We start from the raw sequence: 21,836 nt of genomic DNA on the forward strand, positions 1-21,836 counted from the left end.
CATTCTGTTACAGCTAGTTTATTAATTTGCTAAAACAGTATTTTTTTAATTTCTAATTTTAAAAACACATAAACTATCATTGTTTTGTGTCGCCATGATCAGGGGTTCTTTATCTTTATTTTGGATAGAAATAATATGATTAGATTGTTTAGGGACTATAAACCCACTTTCTTGATTTTTAATAGAAATAAAACCATTGTTGGATCCCTTAAGGTAAATACCAATCATCGCATCGTGTCTTCCGTAATTAGCTTCTGCAGTATAATTATTTCCAACTGCCAAAACATCTTTAAATCCATCAAGATCGAAATCTTTAACCAGGAAATCATTGATAGGTGAAAGCTGACATGCATTAGGTAAATAATGAACAACGAAGGTGTTATTACCAATGTTCTCTGCATATATTGATTCAAAAAGATCGGCACTCAGTGTTTGTTGATCGAGATCTGAAATATTTAATAACTCCTTAAAAGAAGCTTGAGCAAATTCGTTATAAGTGCCGTATTTCTTTTTTAAAAGAACCAATTGTTTCATAATGTCATCGCGGGTGTGTACAGGTTTTAAAGAAATTCCCGTAGAAGTATCAAAATATTGAGCAAGAATAGGATCGATGCTTCCATTGTTATCATAATCTTCTTTGTAAACATAGACTGGTTGGTCAAAAACAGGCTTAATAAAACCATTAACACCTTGATTTCCTGCGATAAGATCTATATCTCCATCGTTGTCAAAATCATGAGCACTTATGCTGTTCCACCAACCAGAAATTTTTATGATGTCTCCCTCTTGGTTTAGCCATTTAATTGGAACTTTTGTGGCATTATCTTTTTCAATATTGTAAATAGTTATGGGCATCCAGTGGCCTACCACTATAAGTTCTTTCTTTCCGTTATTAACAACATCTGCCCAAGTAGCATCGGTTAAAATTCCGGGATGCGAAAAGTTGATATCTGTATTTATTGATAGCTTTCCATTATCATTATTTAGGATATAGCTGGGCATTGCCAATGGATATTTTCCAGGAATTACGCCTCCACCAATAAAAAGTTCTGTATATCCATCAAGATCTATATCATTCTGTACAACACAAGTTGTATTAATATGATTTTTTGAAAGAATATTTTCTGATGAAATAGTAAAGTTTCCATTTCCATCATTGATATAAATTCGGTCTTGCAGGAAATCAGAACGATTTCCAGAATCTGTACCTCCACTTCCTATGTATAAATCCAGGTCACCATCATTTTCTATATCAAAAAACAAGCTTGCCGTATCCTCAAATTGGGTGTCAAATTCCTGAATTACCTCATAGGTTCCTTTGTCGTCTTGCGAAAAAAGTTGACCAGGTTTCCCCTTACTCCCACCGATAAAAATCTCGTCACCTGTTTGATGATTTGTATTAGCAGAAATTATGCAGGGTCCATTCGAATTAAATTGATGAGGTAATAAAGATTGGTATGTATACTCATTATGAAAATTCTCCTGATGAAGATAACGAAGGGTTTTGTGGTCTTTTACGAATGTTTTTTGAGCTTCAATAATAAAATCTTCTATTTCGAATTGCTTGTAGGGTATAGATACAACTTGATTAGCATTAATGTTTTTCTTTACCGTGATAGCTCCATCTGGCCAAATTACTTTTAGAGAATCAATGCGCTTAGAAGTAACGCCAAAATGTAAGATGGGTTCTACAGATGACAAATATCCTTTAATGACCGACTGGTATTGGATCTGTTTTTGTTTGCTTTCCCAGATGATCACTTTTGCGCCAATGGCTTTTCTGTTTTTTTGTATTCCTTCTAATTTTACTCTTAGGTAGTTTTTGTTGTTTTCTGAAGTATGGTTTTCCAGAATAAATGCAGGATTATTGATGTTATTAACAATTAAATCTAAATCACCATCAAGATCAAGATCAGCGTAGGCAGCACCATTAGAATAGGAGGTTAGCTCTTCAAACCATGTTGAAGAAACATCCATAAAAGTGTTTTCTCCTTTGTTTTGATACATGACATTGGTAAGTTGTATTCCTGGGAGTTCATTTACAAAACTTTTAAGTTTCTCTTTTCGAGTTTCTGGAGTACCAAAAGTGTTGTTTTGATCCGAGTAATTAATAAAATCCAGGTCTGTGATATCTTTTACATAACCATTGGTGATATAGAGGTCTTTATTGCCGTCATTATCATAATCTGCAATCAATGGAGCCCAGCTCCAATCTGTACTTGCAATACCAGCCGCATATCCAATTTCAGAGGTTGGTATGATTTTATCTTCGATAAACCCATTATGGATCTGTAGGGTGTTATGAACATATTGTGGAGTATATCCATTTTTTTGAGAGAGTAAAAACTTGTCATAATTGTTGAAACCTAGCATTTTCTTTTGACGTTCATAATCATTAGGTAACATATCTACGACTATAATATCGGGCAGCTGATCATTATTAATGTCTGCCATATCCACACCCATTGCATTATATGTTTGTTTGGATACAATCTGATGATTCATCTCATCAAAACCTGTATGTTTTTTGGTTGCGTCTTTGCCCTTGTTGATATATATTAAATCATTGGTTATGAAATCGTTACTTACATAGATGTCTGGTAGATTATCATTGTTGAGGTCATTTATAGTAACACCTAAGCCAAACCCTTTGTGAATTATGCCTAAGCTATCAGATACATTTGTAAAATAGGTGTGAGTTGAATTTTTTTCGGCTTTGTTTTCAAGTAAATAATCACCTAAATGATCTGGAAAATACTTTTTAGGTATGGGGGTGTTTCTATCTCTATTGGTATTACCATTATGAACTATATACGCATCGAGGTCTCCATCCTGGTCATAATCAAAAAAGACTGTTTGTTGGCTATAATTACCATCATCTAAACCATAGACAGAAGCCTTTTCGGTAAAAGTCGGAATACCCTTAAGATCAGCTCCTTGGTTTATAAATAATAGATTTTTGCAGTCATTTTTACAATCCGATCCACCGACATTAAGGTAGATGTCATCAAGCCCATCAGCATTTATATCAACTATACTTATTCCTGTAATCCAAGCTTTTGTCTCGAAATTAGATAACAGAGAAATGTCTTTAAATTTCATGTTACCTTGATTAAGGTAGATTTTACTAGAAACCTGGTTACCTGTAAAAACAATATCGGGCAAATCGTCGTTATTAAAATCACCAATACCTACACCACCTCCATTATAACAATATTGAAAATCAATTACATTGATTTTATCGTTTTCTTCGATAGTATTTTTGAAATCTATATTAGAGATAGATGGTGAGACATATGTGAAAAGATAATTTTTTTCACCTTCTTGTTTACAATTAGATAATCCTATGATTAGGATGATATAGTAGAATGATTTTTTCAATAATCTTATAATTAAGTGATTTTAACACCAAGCAAACCTTTAGATTTGCTTGGTAGCTAAAACAAAAAGAATTGCAAACAATCAAACAATTCTCTCTATATGTTATTACTTAGTATCCGGGGTTTTGTCTTAGGTTGTCAGGATTTGCCTGTAGCTCTGGTACCGGGATCCATAATAGTTCATCTTGTCCAACAGTAAAGACCGCAGTGGATCCTGCTAATGATTTTGGATGACGACCTGCGGCAACGGTTGAACCAGATCCTAATATATCACCGGCGATACCCCAACGAACCAAATCAAAGAAACGATGTCCTTCTCCCGTTAACTCCATAATACGTTCATCAATAATGGCTTGTTCTACTTGTGCTTTATCCAGAGTTAATGCAAGTGGAGCAATTAAGGCACGTTCTCTAACCTGATTAATAAAAGGAATAGCCTGTGCGGTTTTGTTATCTTCGTTAAGCGCTTCTGCAAGCATTAATAGGACATCTGCATATCGTATAATTCTCCAGTTATTGCCAACTGTGTTACCTAATACCGGGATTTGATCTCTAACACCCTGATCAAAACCTGCATATTTTTTTGTAAATAATGCAGGTACCCCAACAGACCCATCGGGTAGCGAGATAGTATTGGCTAGTTCAATATCTTTTGCAAAATCCTCTGTAAAAGGTATTCCACCGTAACCTGTAGCCCCTGGGTAATCAAAAGCAATAGTTGCATTTCTTCTTACCGTATCACCATTATCTTCAAAAACTTGTAATATATGTGGATTGATAAAATGACCATTATCCGGGCTTAATTCTGGCGGAGCATAATCAATAAAATAATTGCCCTGAGTACCAGTTCCTGGAATATCAGAACCCCAAATAAAATTAGCTTGTCCTAAGAATTGAAGCTCAAAAACAGACTCGGCATTATTCTCATTTACGGTACTGAAATTTTCTTCATATTGTCCTGCAGCTAATAATTGATAACTAAAGTTTGTAGTCACGGCAGTTAGATCTGTTATAGCTTTTGGGTAATCTTTTGTATATAAATAGGTTTTTCCACGTAATGCCAGTGCCGAACCTGCCGTGGGTCTTCCTTTTTCCTCTGCAGACCATGAATCGGGAAGCATTTCTGAAGCTTTAGTGAGATCACTAATAATGGCAGCATTGATTTCTGTAGGATTAGACTGAGGAGGAAAAAAATCTTGACTGTTTTGCGGGTCGGGAGTTTTTAAGACTAAAGGCACATTACCCCATAAATTTACAAGATACCAATTTGCAAAAGCTCTAATAAAATAAGCTTGCCCTAAAATTTCATTTCGGTCTTCTTCGTTAGGGACATTAGTGCTGTTGATCTTTTCAATAATTGTATTTGCCCTAAATATGGTCTGGTATAATTGCGGAAACATATCTGAGGACCATCTTGCAACTCCAGGTTGCCCCTGCAAGGTGGACATGGTTGTATTTTGTCCAAAAGGAACAATATTAAATGCATCGGAGCGCAATAATGGACCAGTGTGTATAACTCTTCCCCAGAAGAATACAGCTGTTATAGGATGATACATTCCGTTTACAGCCAATCTAAAATCAGCGGCATTCTGAAAAAAATCAGGCTCGGCAACTGTATTTGGATTTGTTAGTTCTAATTGATCTTCATTACAACCATTTATAGTCAACACTAAGCCTATTAAGATTGTGATCGCAAAAAAATATTTTTTTATTTTCATAACTATATACTTTATTGTTTGTGTGTTTTTCTTTTCTTAGAAAGAAAACTGGACTCCCATAATAAATGTTCTTGGTCTAGGTTGTGCCCTAACATCTAACCCTCTACCCAAAATAGGGTTAGTTACGCCTCTAAAACCAAAGAAACCAGTATCTGCATCGGCTTGAGCACCAGATGTAGAACCAATTTCTGGATCATATCCCGAATAACTTGTGATGACAAAAACATTTTGCATGTTGAAGAACACTCTTCCACTCTTAACCCAGTTTGAACCTATAACATCGGTTAAATCATAGCCAATTTCTAGTGTTTTAAGTCGAAAGAATGAACCATCTTCTACAAAGAAATCAGAAGGAAGTTGATTCCCTGCTGGATCTAAATTTGATACTCTTGGAATATCGGTATTAGGATTAGCAGGTGTATAAGCATCTCGTACCAGTCCAAATTTGTTATCATCGGCAAAGAACACTCCAAAGAATTTGGTTACATTATAAATTTCACTACCCTGAACCCCGTTAAAAAACAAACCGAAGTCAAATTTTTTATAGGTACCTGTAAAGTTGATCCCATAAGTAAAATCTGGCGTAGGATCCCCGAGATTGGTTCTGTCTGTTTCATCAATTCTTCCATCTCCATTAGTGTCTACTCTTCTAAAGTCACCAGGTTGCAGTAATGCTCTTCTGTCTGGGTCGTTGGCTAAGAATGGATCATTATCAATCTCTGCTTGGCTATTATAAATACCATCGGTTTCAAATCCAAAGAAAAAGCCTAGAGGTTCTCCTTCTTCAAATTGATTTACTCTAGTTTGCTCTTCATTAATAATTGGCCCGAGAATAGGGTTAGGAGCCGAGGTTAATTCGTTTGTTATTGCTGCAAAATTTACCCCAATATCAAATTTAAAATCACTTTCGGTATCGTAACTATAGCTGGCTTCTAATTCAAACCCTTTATTGTTTATTGATGCTGCATTTTGAACGACCGGATCTCCTGAACCGGTAGTAGAAGGAATATCAACAGCTAATAACACGTCGTCATTGTCTCTGCTAAAATAATCTAAACTTAGTTTTATCGATCTGTCAAGCATGGTAAGATCTGCACCAAAATTTATCGTTGTAGAGGTCTCGAAACTTATATTTTCATCAACCAAAGAGGTAATCGAAAAACCTTGGTTAAGACCGCCAGCGAAAGCAACATTAGAAGTTGGATTAAGAACAGATTGATATACATAATCCCCTATGTTTTGAGAACCTAATTCTCCATAACCACCTCTCAGTTTTAGGGTGTTAACTAACCCGTCTTGTGGCCAGAAATCTTCTTCACTCACTACCCATCCCAAAGAAAATGAAGGAACCTTAATTACATTTAAATCATTTTCTGATGAAAATCGAGAGGTTGCATCCCTTCGATAAATTCCTGTAAATAAATACCGATCCTTAAATTTATAATTTACTCTGGCGTAATAAGAAAATAGACGGGAGATAAAATTACCACCTCCTGTATTTTCTACCTGATCGGTAAAATTCCCAATGTTTCTAATCGTATTGCTAGGCAACCCTTGAGCGTATATGGCTAATGTATTGCTATCTACTTCTTGTCGAGCTCCCCCAACAAGAACATCCACGCCATGTTCACCAAAAGTTTTCTTATAATTAAGGGTGGGTTCTACATTGGTTGATAAAATTTCTGCGCGCACTTCTGTTAAATCATTTGCTTCATTTAGATTATTACTGGCATCGGTAAGGCTTTGGAAAAAGGTTGGAAGAAAAGTATTTCGGTAAATATTTTTATAATCAACCCCTAAATTTACTTTTGCTTTTAAACCATCAATAATTTCATATTCTATATTAATATTACCTAATAGATTAAGCTCTGTATTTTCGTCATCTAATAAGTTGGCCTGAGCAAATTTATTTGTTCCCCCTACGCCGCTATAAATATCTCCGTCTACGGCTTCAAAACCACCTTCATTATTTGGGTTGAATGCGTTTAAGATGGGTAAAGTTGGTCCTTGGTTTCCAAAAGCCTGGTTTTGAGTGAATGAATTTTCTGCAAAAGCAAAGGATTCCTGAATCTTAAATTTTCCAATTTGAAATTGACTGTTTAAACGTGCATTTATTCTCTGGAAATCTTCACTAATTAGGAGTCCTTCTTCGTTATAGTAATTTGAAGAAAAGAAATATGAAGAATCATCATTACCTCCAGAAATATTGAAACCATAATCCTGAATTGCACCAGAATTGATCGTTAAATCCTGAAAATCGGTATCAATACCGGGGTCTGCAATATCACCTGCTAGACCATCGTTAATTCTTCTTTGATTTAAAAACCGAATATATTCTGGACCACTTAATAAGTCTAATTTCTTCGCTTGTGTATTTATGCCGCCTCTAATATCAATATTGACAGTGGGGGAGCTATTTTTTTTACCTCGATTAGTAGTAACAATAATGACACCATTCGCTGCTCTCGATCCATAAATCGCTGCAGAAGTAGCATCTTTTAGTACTTGCAAGTCGACAATATCTTTAGGATTAAGGAAAACAATATCATCTACAACAGTTCCATCTATTACGTATAAGGGGAAAGAATTCGTTAAAGAACTAACTCCTCGCACAAATACATTGGTCGCACTACCTGGTGCACCACCTGCACTTTCGACCTGAACCCCGGCGAGTTTACCTTGTAAAGCGGCTGTAGGATTAGCGACTACTACTTGAGCTATATCTTTGGATTTAATCTGAGAAATTGCTCCTGTTACTTCGCGTTTTGTTTGAGTACCGTACCCAACCACGATTATTTCATCTAACGCGGCTGCATCTTCTTGCAGGACTACATTGATAGTAGACTGCGAGTTAACTGAAACTTCTTGTGTCAAAAAGCCAATAAAGCTAAAGACCAAGATTGCATCGTTGGCTACATTAGATAAGGTATACTTACCATCAAAATCTGTTGTTGTACCATTTTGAGTTCCCTTTACAATGATGTTTACTCCGGGTAATGGTCCTTGAGTTTCGGTAACTGTCCCAGAAATTGTTTGTTGGGAGTACACCGTTGTGATAAGCCCAAACAAAAACATCATAAAGCCAGTGAATGTTTTTTGATCCATATGATTTGTGTTTATTGATAAAGTTTTAATTCTTTAGATAAAGCCCTGTAAAGAATCTATATATGCTATGATACACTATGCTACTTTGCAAATGTAAAGTATTATTTCATAAAAATTTACAATTATCTCTATTAAAATAAGAATAATGAGATATAAATGTTAAAAAATTATGATATTTTAACATATCCACTTTGTAGAGAGTAGGAAAAATCAACTAAAAATAGGTTGCTTTTTGATGAAAGTATTAGTAGTATCGTTAAAGTGAATTTACCGACAGTCGAAATAATTATAGTGAGTTTCTTTGCCTTAGGTAGGTAGGAATAATTTCTTGCACAGGATTTCTTTCTATAACAAAAGTTGCAGCTTCTTTGGCCATAATTTCAAAATCTGTAGAAATGGTAGTGATACCCCCAAAAGCTATCTCTTTTACAATATTATCATCATGGGCAATGATGCCAATATCCGAACCAATACGATATTCCATTTTACGAGCGTCTTTTAAGACTTGCCATAGATGTGTATCGCTGATCGAAAAATAAACGGTTCCTTTTTTCAGTATATCAGATTCATAGTCCCCTACAACTTTGCCATTAATAGCATAGTCTTTTATAAAGCGATTAAATGCATATAATATTTCAATAGGTAGATCTGTATTTTCTTTGTAGAATAATACAAAAGTATTGTATTTTTTTATTTGGGGTAAAAGTTCTACAAGCTTACTGTATGTTACCTCTTCAAACTCTTGTGTTATATATGAATAATCTTTTGGCATTTTAAGGTGTCGATCAATCACTAATAATCGATCTGAAGGTATTTCTTTTAGAAGAGGGATTACTTCACTTTCTTGTATTGGTGCGATAACATACATGCCGTACCTTCGTGAAATGTTATCCATTATTGTTTTAAAAAGTGTGAGATTATTGTGATGAAAAAAAATATCAATATGATACTTTTTTCCGAGTTTTTTTCTGAAAGTATTGTAGAAATCTTCCTGAAAACTATGAAAGGCAAATAAGATTAAAGCTACTTTTAAGGTAACTTTGGTTTCTTTACTAATTATGTAATACCCTTTTAGGTTTTTAGACTCAACTAACCCTCTTTCTTTTAACTCGGTATATGCTTTTACAAATGTTTTTCTGGCATACCCAATTTCTGCTACCATTTCGTTTATAGACGGAAGTTTGTCACCCACTTTCAGGATATCAGAATCTATTGCTTCTATGATACCAAGAACTATTTGTTCATGTTTTGATAGGGTATGTATATCTTGTAGGTTATAGATTTTCTCTAAAAGTGATAACATAATGTATATGTCTTTTTAAACAAATATAGCTTTCAATTATACTATACTTCGAAATTGTACCCGGATTTTTGTAATTTTTTATACTTATGATGATCAAATTGATATAAATAAGCTCCTTTTTTTGAGCTAACCCTGTCTTTTTCCTCCAGTTTGATAATTACGTCAAAAGAAAGGATTTTTTTTCTAAAATTTCGAGAGTCTAATTTTCTTTGGTATATCGCTTCGTATAACGTTTGCAGTTTCGGAATGGTAAATTTCATTGGTAACAACTCAAAACCCACTGGTTTGTATCGAGCAATTTTTCTAATCCTAATTAATGCATCTTCGACCATTTGATTATGATCTAAAATTAACTGAGGTGTTTTTTCAATATCAATCCATTTAGCTCCCTTTTCTTCGATTAATGCATTAATATCATCATTTATTCGAATCAATGCATATTGGGCAACAGATAGACACCTGTACCCGGGATCTCTATCCACAGAACCATACGTTTTTAGTTCTTTCATATATACATTTTCTAATCCTGTGAATTCTTTCAAAATTCTTACCGAAGCTTCAGAAACACTCTCACCAATTTTTACAAAACTTCCGATTAATGATAACGAATTTCTAAAGGGCTCTATTTTTCGATTAAAAACAAGCAGTTTTAATTTTCCGTTATCAAAACCAAAAATAATGCAGTCCACTGCTACATAAAATTTATCCTTATTACCATATGAATCCATGTATTGTATATCGTGAGTTTTTTAGAAAAAAGGTTCTTGTAACAAAATAAGGAAAAAAAAGTAGTCTTTTCATAATAAACGTATTTTTTACATTTATTATATTTGTAGGATAAGAAGGGAACTAATAATCTGTTTATAAGTAATTAAGGTGTGATGAAGGGTAAAATGAATAGTGAAAATCATAATAGTTTTATTACTAATTTTAAGGAAGAACTGATTGTTTTATCGCCAGGAAGAATCAATTTTATCGGTGAACATACAGATTATAATAATGGTTTTGTGTTACCAACGGCAATAGATAAAAAGATTGTTTTTTCGTTTGAGAAAAATAATACTGAAACACAATGTAGTGTATATAGTATGTCCTATGATAAAATGCTTCATTTTGATTTAAATACAATAAAAGTGAGCGAGGTAGAATGGGAGAATTATATTCTTGGGGTAATCAATGAATTGTTAAAAATCACCAATCGGTTAAAAGGGTTTCATTGTATTATTAAAAGTGAATTACCTATTGGAGCTGGTGTTAGTTCTTCTGCGGCTATAGAATGTGGCTTAGCCTATGGGCTTAATGAAATTTTTAATCTAGAATTGTCTAAGATTGAGTTAGTTGAATTATCTCAAAGGGCAGAGCATGCCTATGTCGGGACTAAGTGTGGTATTATGGATCAATTCGCTTCAGTAATGAGTGAAGATCAAAAAGTGATTCTTCTGGATTGTGAAAACCAATCTTACACCTTAATTGATGCTCATTTTGAACCCTTTAAAATAGTATTATTGAATACCAATGTAGCCCATAGCCTTGCGTCAAGCGAATATAATACACGTAGAAACGAATGTGAGGAGGTGGTTAAAGTGATTGCGTCAGAATACAAAGAAGTATACTCTCTAAGAGATATAACTAAGAAGATGTTAAATGAATTTAAAGATAGTATATCGACTACACTTTTTGAAAGAGCGTCTTATGTTATTGAAGAAAATGAAAGAGTGCTACAGGCTTCAAAATCCCTTAAGAGCGGAGACCTGAAACGTTTTGGAGAACTCATGTATCAATCTCATCGAGGGTTGCAAAATCAGTATGAGGTAAGCTGCGAAGAATTAGATTTCCTGGTGGATTTTTCAGAAAATAATGATCAGGTTATTGGCTCAAGAATGATGGGTGGTGGATTTGGTGGATGCACTATAAATCTAATTCACAAAGATAGCATTGATGATTATTTACGTACTGTAAAGAAAGCCTATAAAAACCAATTTGATATCGATTTGACTTCATTTATTACAGTTCCTAGCCAAGGAACTTCAATACAGTAAATTATGAAAGATTTTAATAATGATCCACATAGAAGATTTAATATCCTTACCGGCGAATGGGTTTTGGTTTCTCCCCATAGAACTAAAAGACCTTGGCAAGGAAAAAATGAAAAACCCGCTATGTTTTCCAAGATAGATTATGACCAAGATTGTTACTTATGTCCAGGAAACACAAGGGCTAGTGGAGAAGTAAATCCAAAGTATACGATCCCAATTTCATTTGTTAACGATTTCTCTGCTTTATTAAGAGATGTTCCCGAAACTAAGTTTGAAGATGGTTTGTTAAAAGCAGAATCTGAAAGTGGAATATGCAAAGTGATTTGCTTTTCGCCCAATCATGCTCTTACGTTGCCCGTTATGAAAACAGAAGAAATTGTTTTAGTAATAGATCTCTGGCAGGAAGAATTCGCTTCTTTAGGAATGATTCGTGATATTAATTATGTACAGATTTTTGAAAACAAAGGTGAGATAATGGGGTGTAGCAATCCGCACCCTCACGGACAAATATGGGCACAACGTTCAATTCCTGAAGAGATTATAAAAAAAACTAAGCAACAGCAGGAGTATTGGAATAAACACAATACATCACTTTTAGCATCGTATCTTCAACAAGAATTAGAGTTAAATGAGAGGGTTTTGATTGAAAACAAACATTTTGTGTCTCTGGTACCTTATTGGGCTATATGGCCGTATGAAACGATGATTATTCCGAGAAGAAAAGTGCAAAATATTAACCAATTAACTACCCAAGAAGTAAAAAGCTTTGCCGATATAATTAAGAAACTTACAACGAAGTATGATAATATATTTAAAACTTCATTTCCTTATTCGGCAGGAATTCATCAAGCTCCTACAGATGGGTTAGAGCATAAAGAGTGGCATATGCACATGTCTTTTTATCCACCGCTCTTACGATCCTCTACGATAAAAAAGTTCATGGTAGGGTATGAAATGTTTGCAAATCCACAAAGAGATATCACAGCAGAACAAGCTGCTGCGACTATAAAATCACAAAGTGATCATCATTATACTTTGGGGTTATAATTGAGTTTTCTAAATAATTTTTGCAACCTCTTGATTTACAAATTCTAAAAATCTTTCGTCTTTTTCAGTAAAAGGATCTGCAGTATCAGAGTCAATATCAATTTGCCCAATATTTTCTCCATTTTTAAATAGAGGGACCACGATTTCAGATTTAACATTAATGCTACATGCAATGTAATTATCCTGGGCTTGTACATCGGGAACCACAAAGTTTTCATTAGAAATAGCTACCTGACCGCAAATACCTTTTCCAAATGGAATTATTTCATGATCAGTTGCTGCACCTACATATGTACGAAGTTTTAATTCTTCCTTGTCTTCATTCTTAAAATAAAAACCTACCCAATCATAATAACTAACATTGTCCTTCAGTAATTTACATATCTCATAAAGTCTATCTGTTATAGATTGCTCTTTGTTTTCGAGTATGTTAATTACTTTTGGTTTTAATTCTTCTAATGGCATTCCAACAATTTTTCCGGCAAAAATATTTAAAATAATTCTAACAACCTTCTATTTACAATGGTATTGTTTTGTTAAAAAAGACCTTTAAAAAGAAAGCACAGTTAGTAATTGTTTAGTATATAGGTTAAATTTGTTGACCAAATAGAGGTTGAATAATAAAAATAGTAGATTTTGAAAGGAATAAGAAAGTTTTGTAAATTGATGATCGTATTAATCACAATTACAGTTGTTTCATGTAATAAGAATAAAAAGATTGATGCCGAAACCAATACTGAAAATATTGATCTTAATCAAATAGATTCTAGTGCAAAGGTTGAATTTTTAGATGAAGAAACTCAGGAGATTTATAATCTTTATCTAACGATTAAAGATGCATTAGTAAATTCTGATAGTGAAACTGTGCAAGCCGAGTCAAAAAAACTAGAAGCTGTAATCGATCCTTCTAAAGAAAAGGAGCAATTAAAAGCAACCTTAAAGCTTATTTCTTTAACTAAGGATATTGCGAAACAACGAGATTTCTTTGTTACTCTAACAAGTGAAGTTGAAAAGTTGATTAACAAAACTGAAATAAAATCGGGAGTGGTGTATATGCAATTTTGCCCTATGGCATTTGATGGAGAAGGAGGGTATTGGTTGTCGGATTCTAAGGAGATAAGAAATCCATATTTTGGAAATAAAATGCTTAAATGTGGAAGCATAAAGAATATATTGAAATAAAAACAAAGAAAAGTATGATTGAGAAAAAATTGGCGGTGTTAGTGTTTTCTATGCTGTTTTTTTCATGTAGCGACGCTAAGTTAATTTCAAGCCCCGGCAGTACTACCATAATGCTTATAGAAAAATCTAAGGCATTACGATTAAAAGGAGATAAGGTTGAACAAAGATTATATAGAAAAAAAGACTCTATCGAGATGTCTTCTGGAAATAAAATTACCCAAAGTGTAATAAAAGGAGATGATTTTGTGAATATAGAGACTGTATCCAATGATTTTGTTTTGGATATGAAATATGCAACCTCAGATAATTTTCTGAAAGAAAAAGTATACTCTTGTGCCAGATGTTACGTACGTAAAAATGTTGCAGAAGCAATTATAAAAGCGAATAAAGATTTTATGGCAAAGGGGTATAGAATAAAGTTTTTTGATTGTTATCGCCCACATAGTGTGCAGAAAAAAATGTGGAAAATATTTCCAAACCCAGGATATGTAGCAGACCCTAAAGGAGGATCTATACATAACAAAGGAGCTGCTTTGGATTTAACCCTTGTAAAACTAGATGGCTCTGCAGTGGATATGGGTACAAATTTTGACCATTTTGGCAAAGAAGCTCATCATTCTTATAGTAAGCACTCTAAAATAGTGCTTGCAAACCGAAAACTACTACGTGAAACTATGCAAAAACATGGTTTTAAAACCATTCGAACCGAATGGTGGCATTATAATTATCAATCAGAAAAAAAATATAGGATTTCAGATTTTAAGTGGGATTGTGATTGATTTTATTTATTAAATGGACGTTCAGTTATCCAATGAAAACCTCTGTTAATCAATAAAAATTCTTCTCGTTCTTTCTTTTTTGCTTCTATTTTTAAGGTATCAGATTTATAGATGCTTTCAAAAACATAGAGACCATCTTTTAGTCTATATGAGAGATTTTGAATGTTAGTGCTGTCTTTGAAAGAAATAAGGGATAGTGTTTTTGATACAGTATCTGTTTCCTCTTTAAAATGGGTTATTTTTTCGTCCATAGTTTGTACTCCACTATGTTGTTTATCAATAATCAATCGTTTCCACCTAATGGTGTCTGTAGTTAAAGGTAGAAGCGTATCTTTGTTTTTTATAAATTCTTCAACTTCATAAATGCCATACAAAAGAGGTTTTGGAGCCTTTTGATCTCTTTTTTGCTGTCTTTTTATAAAAAAGTTAATGCTTGAGAATAATAAAAAACAGGCCACTAAACTTTTAATTATCACGGCAGCGGTTTTGAATTTTTGTTTTGAAAAATAGGGCTTTATAGCTTTTGGTTGAACCGTTTTGTTTAGAACAAAGAACTGCATCGTGCGCTTTATGTCTGGAACTAGTATAAAAATACCCATGATGAAAAGTATAATACTATATAATTTCACGGGGATATCATAGCTTATATTCATCATAAAAACATTAAGCATTATGGCTATTAGAAGTAAGGCTCCCAGTACAACAGTTTTTCTAAAAAGTAATAAGATTCCGGCAAAAATTTCTACAATACCAGAGAACCGGGTATATGTATTACTGTATTCCATGAAACCCCATAGTAAGCCCATAGGAGATGAATCTCCAAAGGTTTTGATTAAATCAAAATTGCTTAATTCTGAGAATTGAAGGGTAAGCACTTTAGCAAACCCATAGAGAAACATAGTTAATACGAGAAAATACCGTACCAATACTCTTAGAGATATAAATAATTGATTGTATTCTTTTCTTCTAAAATCTAAAAGACTCCAAATAGCTGTGGCCAGTATTGTTATCGTTATGGTGATAAGTTGAAAAATATAATTAACAGTTGTATCACCACTACCATTAAAGGTAACTTGTAGTTCTTGATCTATGTTAAGAATGTTTTTTGCAACCCAGAAACACAATTGATTTAGTTTATTTATGAAGAAATAGATGTCATCAGCCCCTAAAATGGCAGGTATATAATAACTGATTTTTTGTAAAACGTTAAAAATAAGATAAATAAAAAAAAATCTAAATGTTATAAGAGTGAGTAAATTCCAGTTGGTCTTTTTAGAAATGTCTTGTGTGACGTTCATTGATATTGATGATTTGCTAGAGGTTTTTTAGAGTTGTACAAAAGTATTGTTTTAGAATCATTAAATCCAAAGAGATGTTTGATTATGTTTATTTGATTTTAGAGGAATAAAAAAACGACACCTACATAATGCAGGTGCCGCTTTTGAGCACAATTATAAAATCGGAAAAAATTAGAATTGTTTTTTATTTGTTATAAATATTGATATGCACTGGTGGTTAAAAATTCTTCGAATTCTTCTGAAATCACTAACTCTTTGAAAATTGAAATTGCGTTCTGATAATTGTCTGTTTCAAAAAGTTGACCTCCTACTTGTTCTTCAATAATTCTTAGTTCATTTTCGAATAAAGAATCAAAAAGTGATTGGTCTAAAATTCTTCCATCCTCTAGGGTTACTTCATTTTTTAACCATTGCCATAATTGAGTACGGCTAATCTCTGCGGTAGCCGCATCCTCCATTAAGTTGTATAATGCCACAGCACCGTTTCCGCTAAGCCAATTGGCGATATAATGAATTCCCACATTGATATTTTCCTGAATTCCTTTTTGGGTGATTGTACCTTCCGGAATCGCAAGAAGATTTTCTTCGGTAATAGTGATATCATTTCGTTTTACATTCATTTGATTAGGAGTAGGCATGTGTTTGTCAAAAACCTGCAATGCCAATTTTACTAACCCCGGGTGTGCTACCCATGTACCATCGTGACCATTTTTTACTTCACGCTCTTTGTCTGCTTTTACTTTTGCAAAGGCAACTGCATTACGCTCTTCATCTTCTTTGATAGGAATTTGTGCTGCCATACCACCAATCGCTAAGATGTTTCTTTTATGGCATCTTTGGATTACTAGTTTGCTATAAGCATCCATAAATGGGCTGGTCATGGTTACCTGAGCACGATCTGGTACAACAAAACCAGTATGGTTTCTTAGCTTTTTGATATAACTAAAGATATAATCCCATCTCCCGCAGTTTAATCCTACGATATGATCTTTTAAGGCATAAATGATTTCATCTAGTTGAAAACTTGCAGTTATGGTTTCTACTAAAACGGTAACCTTAACACTTCCTGGCTCTATGCCAAGGTATTCTTCAGAGAAATCAATTACATCATTCCACCAGATAGCTTCAGTAAAGTGTTCTAGTTTTGGAAGGTAATAATACGCTCCGGTTCCATTTTCTTTTAATTGTTCGTTATTATGAAATAAGTACAATGCAAAATCAAATAGAGACGCACTCATTTCTTGTTCTTTTATTAAAAGATGCTTTTCATTAAGATGTAAACCTCTAGGGCGAACAATTAATGTAGCAGTTCTTTCTTTAAGCTGATAGGTTTTGTCTCTTTTTGGATTGTAAAACGAAATAGTTTTGTTGACGGCATCTTTAAGGTTTTTCTGTCCTTGTAAACAGTTTTCCCAAAGCGGGGCATTGCTATCCTCAAAATCGGCCATAAAAGTTTTGGCTCCAGAGTTTAAGGCGTTAATGACCATCTTTCTATCGACAGGCCCTGTAATCTCGACTCTACGATCTTGTAGGTCTTCGGGAATAGGAGCAGCAGACCATTCGCTATTGCGAATTTCTTTTGTGTTTTCTGGAAAAGAAGGATACGTTCCCAAATCAAACAATTGTTGCTGGCACTCGCGGTTTTCTAAAAGTGCTAATCGTCTTTTATTAAAACGATCTTGCAAAGCCTCTAAGAAAGTAAGCGCTCCATCGGTTAAAATTTCTGGATGGTAGTTTCTAACTTCTTTTGTGAAGCTGATTTTTTGGCTAAGGTTTGTCTGTGTTTCCATAACTATATCGTTTTGAGTGAACAATATTATAAAAAAGTTTTTTATAAAACAAGCGAACGTTCGCTAAATGTGAATATTTTATTTTTTCGTCATTTACGCAAAAATGGTTACTTTTGAAATTATGGCAATAGCAGAAGAATATATAAGACTAATTTTTGGTCTGAAAATCAAACAAATACGAACAGAAAAGGAATTGTCGCTTTTTGGGCTATCTAAACTAAGCGGGTTATCTAAGTCGTATTTAAATGAAATAGAAAAAGGGAAAAAGTATCCAAAAACAGATAAAATAATTAAACTGGCAGAGACATTAGAGGTTCCTTATGACCAATTAGTGTCTTTGAAATTGGATAAAAACCTGGCTCCGATAGGTGAAATATTGCAATCAGGAATATTAGACGAAATTCCATTAGAGTTGTTCGGGATACAACAGAGCGATTTAATTGATATCATCGCTAATGCTCCCTCTAAGGTAAATGCATTTATAAGTACTATAATAGAGATTGCACAACATTACAATATGAGCCGAGAAGGTTTTTATCTCGCTTCTTTGCGATCTTATCAAGAAGCCCATAATAATTTTTTTAAGGATCTAGAAGACCATGTGATTCGATGTGCTAATTCTTATCAGTTGGATTTAAACGGAAAAATATCTTCGGTTGAATTAGAAGAGATTCTAAAAGAAGAATACGGATATACCATCAATACAGAAGGAATCCCAAAACAAGAAGAACTTGATAATCTAAGGTCGGTATTTGTTCCTTCAACAAAAACATTGTTGTTGTCTGATAGGGTAGGTGAGGCACAAAAAACATTTATTTATGCCAAGGAATTGGGGTATCAATTCATGAATATAACCGAAAGGCCTTATACGTTTACCTGGATACGATATGATAATTTTGAAGAGGTATTACATAATTTTTATGCTTCTTACTTTGCTGGAGCGCTAATTATACCTAAAAATCACCTTAGAGATCATCTAAAAGAACTTTTTGCAATGAAACGATTTTCTGAGAAAACGTTTCATAAGATTATGAATCTATATAACGCTTCTCCCGAGTCTTTTTATCAGCGTTTGACGAATGTTTTACCAAAGGATTTTGGGATGCAGAATGTGTTTTTCTTGAGATTTACACATAGAAAAGGTGCTGATAGGTTCAATTTAGTTAAAGAACTACATATTACTCATCAACAACAACCCCACGCTAATGAGATTAATGAACACTACTGTAGACGTTGGATGGCTATAAAAACATTACAGCGAACAGCGAATGAAGATTTAGAATATGCTTTTAATATTCAGATCTCTGATTATACAGATTCTGATCAACAATATTTGGTATTTACTTCAGCAACCAAAGACCCGTTTAGGAAAGATTACTATCGTAGTATTGGGATTGGTTTTTTAATCTCTCCTGCATTAGAAAAAAAGATCAGTTTTGTTAATGATTCAAAGATTCCAAAAGTAAAGGTAGGAGTTACCTGTGAATCTTGTTCGTTGAAAGATTGTGATGTGCGTATGGCTCCTCCTAAACGATTGATTGCAAAAGAAAAATATAAACGAACTGCAACTTTGGTTGAGGATATTGTAAAGCAACATTCTTAATCAAAAATGATTTTAAAAAAAACCCCATCTTGAAATTTCAAGATGAGGTTTTTATATTCTTAGCAAATTGTTGTTTCGTAAACTTGCTAAATTTTATCTATGGCGATTCGCCATTACATCATTCCTGGCATACCTCCGCCCATTGGTGGCATTCCACCTCCTGCGGCAGGAGTATCTTCTTTAATATCTGTTAAAGAACATTCTGTAGTTAAAATCATTCCCGATACAGATGCAGCATTTTCAAGAGCGATACGTGTTACTTTTTTAGGATCGATGATCCCCGCTTTAAGCATATCTACATAGGTTTCAGATTTTGCATCATATCCAAAATCACCTTTACCTTCAAGAACTTTAGCGATGACAACAGATCCTTCTCCACCTGCATTTTCAACAATCGTTCTTAAAGGAGACTCTATAGCACGGTTTACAATTTGTACACCTGTTACTTCGTCCGCATTTTCTGTTTTTACTTTATCTAGAACAGATTTAGCTCTAACCAATGCAACACCACCACCAGCAACGATACCTTCTTCTACAGCGGCACGAGTTGCATGTAATGCATCATCTACACGATCTTTCTTTTCTTTCATTTCTACCTCAGAAGCAGCACCAACATAAAGTACAGCAACACCTCCAGCTAACTTAGCTAAACGCTCCTGTAATTTTTCTTTATCGTAATCAGAAGTAGTAGTTTCGATCTGTGCTTTGATCTGGTTTACTCTATTTTTGATCAGTTCCTCTTCTCCGGAACCATTAACTACAGTAGTATTGTCTTTATCAATTGCTACTTTTTCTGCAGTACCTAAGTGCTCTATTGTAGTGTTTTCAAGAGTAAATCCGCGCTCTTCAGAGATTACTGTACCTCCCGTTAAAATAGCGATATCTTCTAACATTGCTTTACGTCTGTCTCCAAAACCAGGAGCTTTAACAGCAGCAATTTTTAGTGCACCACGTAATTTGTTAACTACTAGTGTAGCTAAAGCTTCTCCGTCAACATCTTCTGCAATGATCAAAAGAGGTTTTCCAGTTTGAGCAACGGGCTCAAGAACAGGAAGAAGATCTTTCATTGCAGAGATCTTTTTATCATATAATAATATATATGGAGTCTCAAGATCTGCAGTCATTTTTTCACTATTGGTCACAAAATATGGAGAAAGGTATCCTCTGTCAAATTGCATTCCTTCTACGATGTCTACATGCGTATCAGTTCCTTTTGCTTCCTCTACCGTGATTACACCTTCTTTTCCTACTTTTTCAAAAGCCTGAGCAATAAGATCACCAATAGTTCCATCATTGTTAGCAGAGATAGCCGCTACTTGTTTGATTTTATCAGAAGAATCTCCTACTTCTTTAGTTTGCTTTGCCAAGTCTTCTGTGATAGCAGTTACTGCCTTATCAATACCACGCTTAAGATCCATTGGGTTAGCACCAGCTGCTACATTTTTTAGTCCTTCTTTAACGATAGCTTGCGCTAATACGGTAGCTGTTGTAGTACCGTCACCAGCAAGATCATTAGTTTTAGAAGCAACTTCTTTTACCATTTGCGCTCCCATGTTTTCAAGAGCATCTTCTAACTCTACTTCTTTTGCAACAGAAACACCATCTTTAGTTACCGTAGGAGCACCAAAAGATTTGCTTATGATTACATTACGTCCTTTAGGTCCTAATGTTACTTTTACTGCATTGGCTAATGCATCTACACCGCGTTTAATTCCGTCACGGGCTTCTATGTCAAATTTTATATCTTTTGCCATAATAAATTTTATTTTTTTCATTTCTGCAAAAGCAGAATGTTTTTGAATTTAAGTTTAAATTGATTTGCGTTTCGACTTAACAGATCTTTAAACAATAGCAAGGATATCATCCTCACGCATGATTAAATAGTCTTTTCCGTCTAATTTTAACTCAGTTCCGGCATATTTACCGTAAAGTACAGTGTCACCAACTTTTACAGTCATATCGTGATCTTTTTTACCATTACCAACTGCAGCTACTTTTCCTTTTTGTTGTTTTTCCTGAGCCGAATCAGGAATATATAATCCAGATGCTGTTTGTGTTTCAGCGGGAAGTGGTTCAACAACCACACGATCCGAAAGAGGTTTAATATTTACTCCCATTATGATTAGTTTTTATTATAAAATTAAAATGAAATATTATGATGCTGTGTATTTCAGAAATTGTGCCAGTGATTTGATCCTGACAAATTGAAATAAAAAATGCCGACTGTATGACAAGTCGGCATTTTTTATTATCATTTCAAAAGATATTACTCTTGATTGGTATCATCTGTAGCTGGAGTTTCGGGAACTTCAACTTGTACATCTTCTGTATTTACTTTTGATTCCTGAACAGAGTCTCCGCTCATTAAATCAATGTTAGAAAGTAAGATCAATACGAGTAATAGTGTTGCCAGAGTCCAGGTACTTTTATCTAAAAAGTCTGTTGTCTTTTTTACACCACCTAGTTGTTGTGTTCCGCCACCACCGAAAGAAGAAGATAATCCTCCTCCTTTAGGATTTTGTACCATAATTACTACTACCAGTAAAAAGGATACGATAACGATTAGTATTAAAAAGATTGAAAACGTTGTCATTA

At 34.0% G+C, this 21,836-nt stretch carries 16 protein-coding genes; 5 read left to right on the forward strand and 11 right to left on the reverse strand.

Translation table 11 applies throughout. The annotated features are described in order from the left end of the window. Positions 1 to 45: 45 nt before the first annotated feature. The 5 genes from ABW637_RS06565 to ABW637_RS06585 all read right to left on the reverse strand — a co-directional run bounded on the left by ABW637_RS06565 (position 46) and on the right by ABW637_RS06585 (position 10,234). Entirely contained in the window at positions 46 to 3,381 is a 3,336-nt protein-coding gene (locus ABW637_RS06565) for a CRTAC1 family protein (RefSeq protein WP_367583846.1), read from the reverse strand. 109 nt (positions 3,382 to 3,490) lie between these two features. Continuing rightward, a complete protein-coding gene (locus tag ABW637_RS06570; protein ID WP_367583847.1) occupies positions 3,491 to 5,098 on the reverse strand; it encodes a RagB/SusD family nutrient uptake outer membrane protein in 1,608 nt (535 codons plus the stop codon). Between the two features lie 36 nt (positions 5,099 to 5,134). Next, positions 5,135 to 8,203 carry a SusC/RagA family TonB-linked outer membrane protein gene (locus ABW637_RS06575; protein ID WP_367583848.1) on the reverse strand — a complete coding sequence of 1,023 codons (3,069 nt, stop codon included), beginning with the start codon at positions 8,201 to 8,203 and terminating at the stop codon, positions 5,135 to 5,137. 286 nt (positions 8,204 to 8,489) lie between these two features. After that, a complete protein-coding gene (locus ABW637_RS06580) occupies positions 8,490 to 9,506 on the reverse strand; it encodes a GntR family transcriptional regulator (protein WP_367583849.1) in 1,017 nt (338 codons plus the stop codon). Between the two features lie 41 nt (positions 9,507 to 9,547). Then, a complete protein-coding gene (locus ABW637_RS06585; RefSeq protein WP_367583850.1) occupies positions 9,548 to 10,234 on the reverse strand; it encodes an NUDIX hydrolase in 687 nt (228 codons plus the stop codon). 165 nt (positions 10,235 to 10,399) lie between these two features. Between ABW637_RS06585 and galK the strand changes: the two genes are divergently transcribed. Together galK and ABW637_RS06595 are read left to right on the forward strand one after the other, a co-directional pair. After that, positions 10,400 to 11,545, forward strand: coding sequence for a galactokinase (galK, locus tag ABW637_RS06590; protein ID WP_367583851.1), 1,146 nt, complete (start codon positions 10,400 to 10,402; stop codon positions 11,543 to 11,545). A gap of 3 nt (positions 11,546 to 11,548) precedes the next feature. After that, positions 11,549 to 12,589: a UDP-glucose--hexose-1-phosphate uridylyltransferase gene (locus ABW637_RS06595; protein ID WP_367583852.1), complete on the forward strand. Its 1,041-nt coding sequence runs from the start codon at positions 11,549 to 11,551 to the stop codon at positions 12,587 to 12,589. 9 nt (positions 12,590 to 12,598) lie between these two features. Here the strand turns inward: ABW637_RS06595 and ABW637_RS06600 are convergent, their stop codons facing one another. Next, the gene (locus tag ABW637_RS06600; RefSeq protein ID WP_367583853.1) at positions 12,599 to 13,054 is read right to left on the reverse strand and encodes an XrtF-associated fRMsr-like GAF protein; all 456 of its coding nucleotides are present in this window, start codon (positions 13,052 to 13,054) and stop codon (positions 12,599 to 12,601) included. A 171-nt stretch (positions 13,055 to 13,225) separates the two neighbouring features. Between ABW637_RS06600 and ABW637_RS06605 the strand changes: the two genes are divergently transcribed. Both ABW637_RS06605 and ABW637_RS06610 read left to right on the forward strand, forming a co-directional pair. Beyond that, positions 13,226 to 13,771, forward strand: a complete 546-nt coding sequence (locus tag ABW637_RS06605) for a DUF3347 domain-containing protein (RefSeq protein ID WP_367583854.1) — start codon at positions 13,226 to 13,228, stop codon at positions 13,769 to 13,771. A gap of 14 nt (positions 13,772 to 13,785) precedes the next feature. After that, positions 13,786 to 14,550, forward strand: coding sequence for a M15 family metallopeptidase (locus ABW637_RS06610; protein ID WP_367583855.1), 765 nt, complete (start codon positions 13,786 to 13,788; stop codon positions 14,548 to 14,550). Between the two features lie 2 nt (positions 14,551 to 14,552). On the opposite strand, the gene ABW637_RS06615 is transcribed toward ABW637_RS06610, so the two are convergent. Then, positions 14,553 to 15,848 (reverse strand): hypothetical protein, encoded by a 1,296-nt coding sequence (locus tag ABW637_RS06615; protein ID WP_367583856.1) that lies wholly within the window; start codon positions 15,846 to 15,848, stop codon positions 14,553 to 14,555. A gap of 191 nt (positions 15,849 to 16,039) precedes the next feature. After that, the gene (aceB, locus tag ABW637_RS06620) at positions 16,040 to 17,638 is read right to left on the reverse strand and encodes a malate synthase A (RefSeq protein ID WP_367583857.1); all 1,599 of its coding nucleotides are present in this window, start codon (positions 17,636 to 17,638) and stop codon (positions 16,040 to 16,042) included. A gap of 127 nt (positions 17,639 to 17,765) precedes the next feature. Here aceB and ABW637_RS06625 point away from each other — a divergent pair, with 127 nt between their 5' ends. Continuing rightward, positions 17,766 to 19,241, forward strand: a complete 1,476-nt coding sequence (locus tag ABW637_RS06625; RefSeq protein WP_367584458.1) for a helix-turn-helix domain-containing protein — start codon at positions 17,766 to 17,768, stop codon at positions 19,239 to 19,241. Between the two features lie 113 nt (positions 19,242 to 19,354). On the opposite strand, the gene groL is transcribed toward ABW637_RS06625, so the two are convergent. The 3 genes from groL to secG all read right to left on the reverse strand — a co-directional run bounded on the left by groL (position 19,355) and on the right by secG (position 21,834). Further along, positions 19,355 to 20,995 (reverse strand): chaperonin GroEL, encoded by a 1,641-nt coding sequence (gene groL / locus ABW637_RS06630; RefSeq protein ID WP_367583858.1) that lies wholly within the window; start codon positions 20,993 to 20,995, stop codon positions 19,355 to 19,357. 87 nt (positions 20,996 to 21,082) lie between these two features. Further along, entirely contained in the window at positions 21,083 to 21,358 is a 276-nt protein-coding gene (locus ABW637_RS06635) for a co-chaperone GroES (RefSeq protein ID WP_367583859.1), read from the reverse strand. A 149-nt stretch (positions 21,359 to 21,507) separates the two neighbouring features. Then, positions 21,508 to 21,834, reverse strand: a complete 327-nt coding sequence (gene secG, locus ABW637_RS06640; protein ID WP_367583860.1) for a preprotein translocase subunit SecG — start codon at positions 21,832 to 21,834, stop codon at positions 21,508 to 21,510. Positions 21,835 to 21,836: the final 2 nt, after the last annotated feature.

Origin of the sequence: Aquimarina penaris (assembly GCF_040786285.1) — a bacterium.
Lineage (GTDB): Bacteria > Bacteroidota > Bacteroidia > Flavobacteriales > Flavobacteriaceae > Aquimarina.

Coding starts and splice junctions, on each gene's coding strand:
- ABW637_RS06635 (WP_367583859.1), bottom strand. CDS start 21,358: ATGGGAGTAAATATTAAACCTCTTTCGGATCGTGTGGTTGTTGAACCA.
- ABW637_RS06570 (WP_367583847.1), bottom strand. CDS start 5,098: ATGAAAATAAAAAAATATTTTTTTGCGATCACAATCTTAATAGGCTTA.
- groL (WP_367583858.1), bottom strand. CDS start 20,995: ATGGCAAAAGATATAAAATTTGACATAGAAGCCCGTGACGGAATTAAA.
- ABW637_RS06585 (WP_367583850.1), bottom strand. CDS start 10,234: ATGGATTCATATGGTAATAAGGATAAATTTTATGTAGCAGTGGACTGC.
- galK (WP_367583851.1), top strand. CDS start 10,400: ATGAATAGTGAAAATCATAATAGTTTTATTACTAATTTTAAGGAAGAA.
- ABW637_RS06610 (WP_367583855.1), top strand. CDS start 13,786: ATGATTGAGAAAAAATTGGCGGTGTTAGTGTTTTCTATGCTGTTTTTT.
- ABW637_RS06595 (WP_367583852.1), top strand. CDS start 11,549: ATGAAAGATTTTAATAATGATCCACATAGAAGATTTAATATCCTTACC.
- ABW637_RS06580 (WP_367583849.1), bottom strand. CDS start 9,506: ATGTTATCACTTTTAGAGAAAATCTATAACCTACAAGATATACATACC.
- ABW637_RS06575 (WP_367583848.1), bottom strand. CDS start 8,203: ATGGATCAAAAAACATTCACTGGCTTTATGATGTTTTTGTTTGGGCTT.
- secG (WP_367583860.1), bottom strand. CDS start 21,834: ATGACAACGTTTTCAATCTTTTTAATACTAATCGTTATCGTATCCTTT.
- ABW637_RS06600 (WP_367583853.1), bottom strand. CDS start 13,054: ATGCCATTAGAAGAATTAAAACCAAAAGTAATTAACATACTCGAAAAC.
- aceB (WP_367583857.1), bottom strand. CDS start 17,638: ATGGAAACACAGACAAACCTTAGCCAAAAAATCAGCTTCACAAAAGAA.
- ABW637_RS06615 (WP_367583856.1), bottom strand. CDS start 15,848: ATGAACGTCACACAAGACATTTCTAAAAAGACCAACTGGAATTTACTC.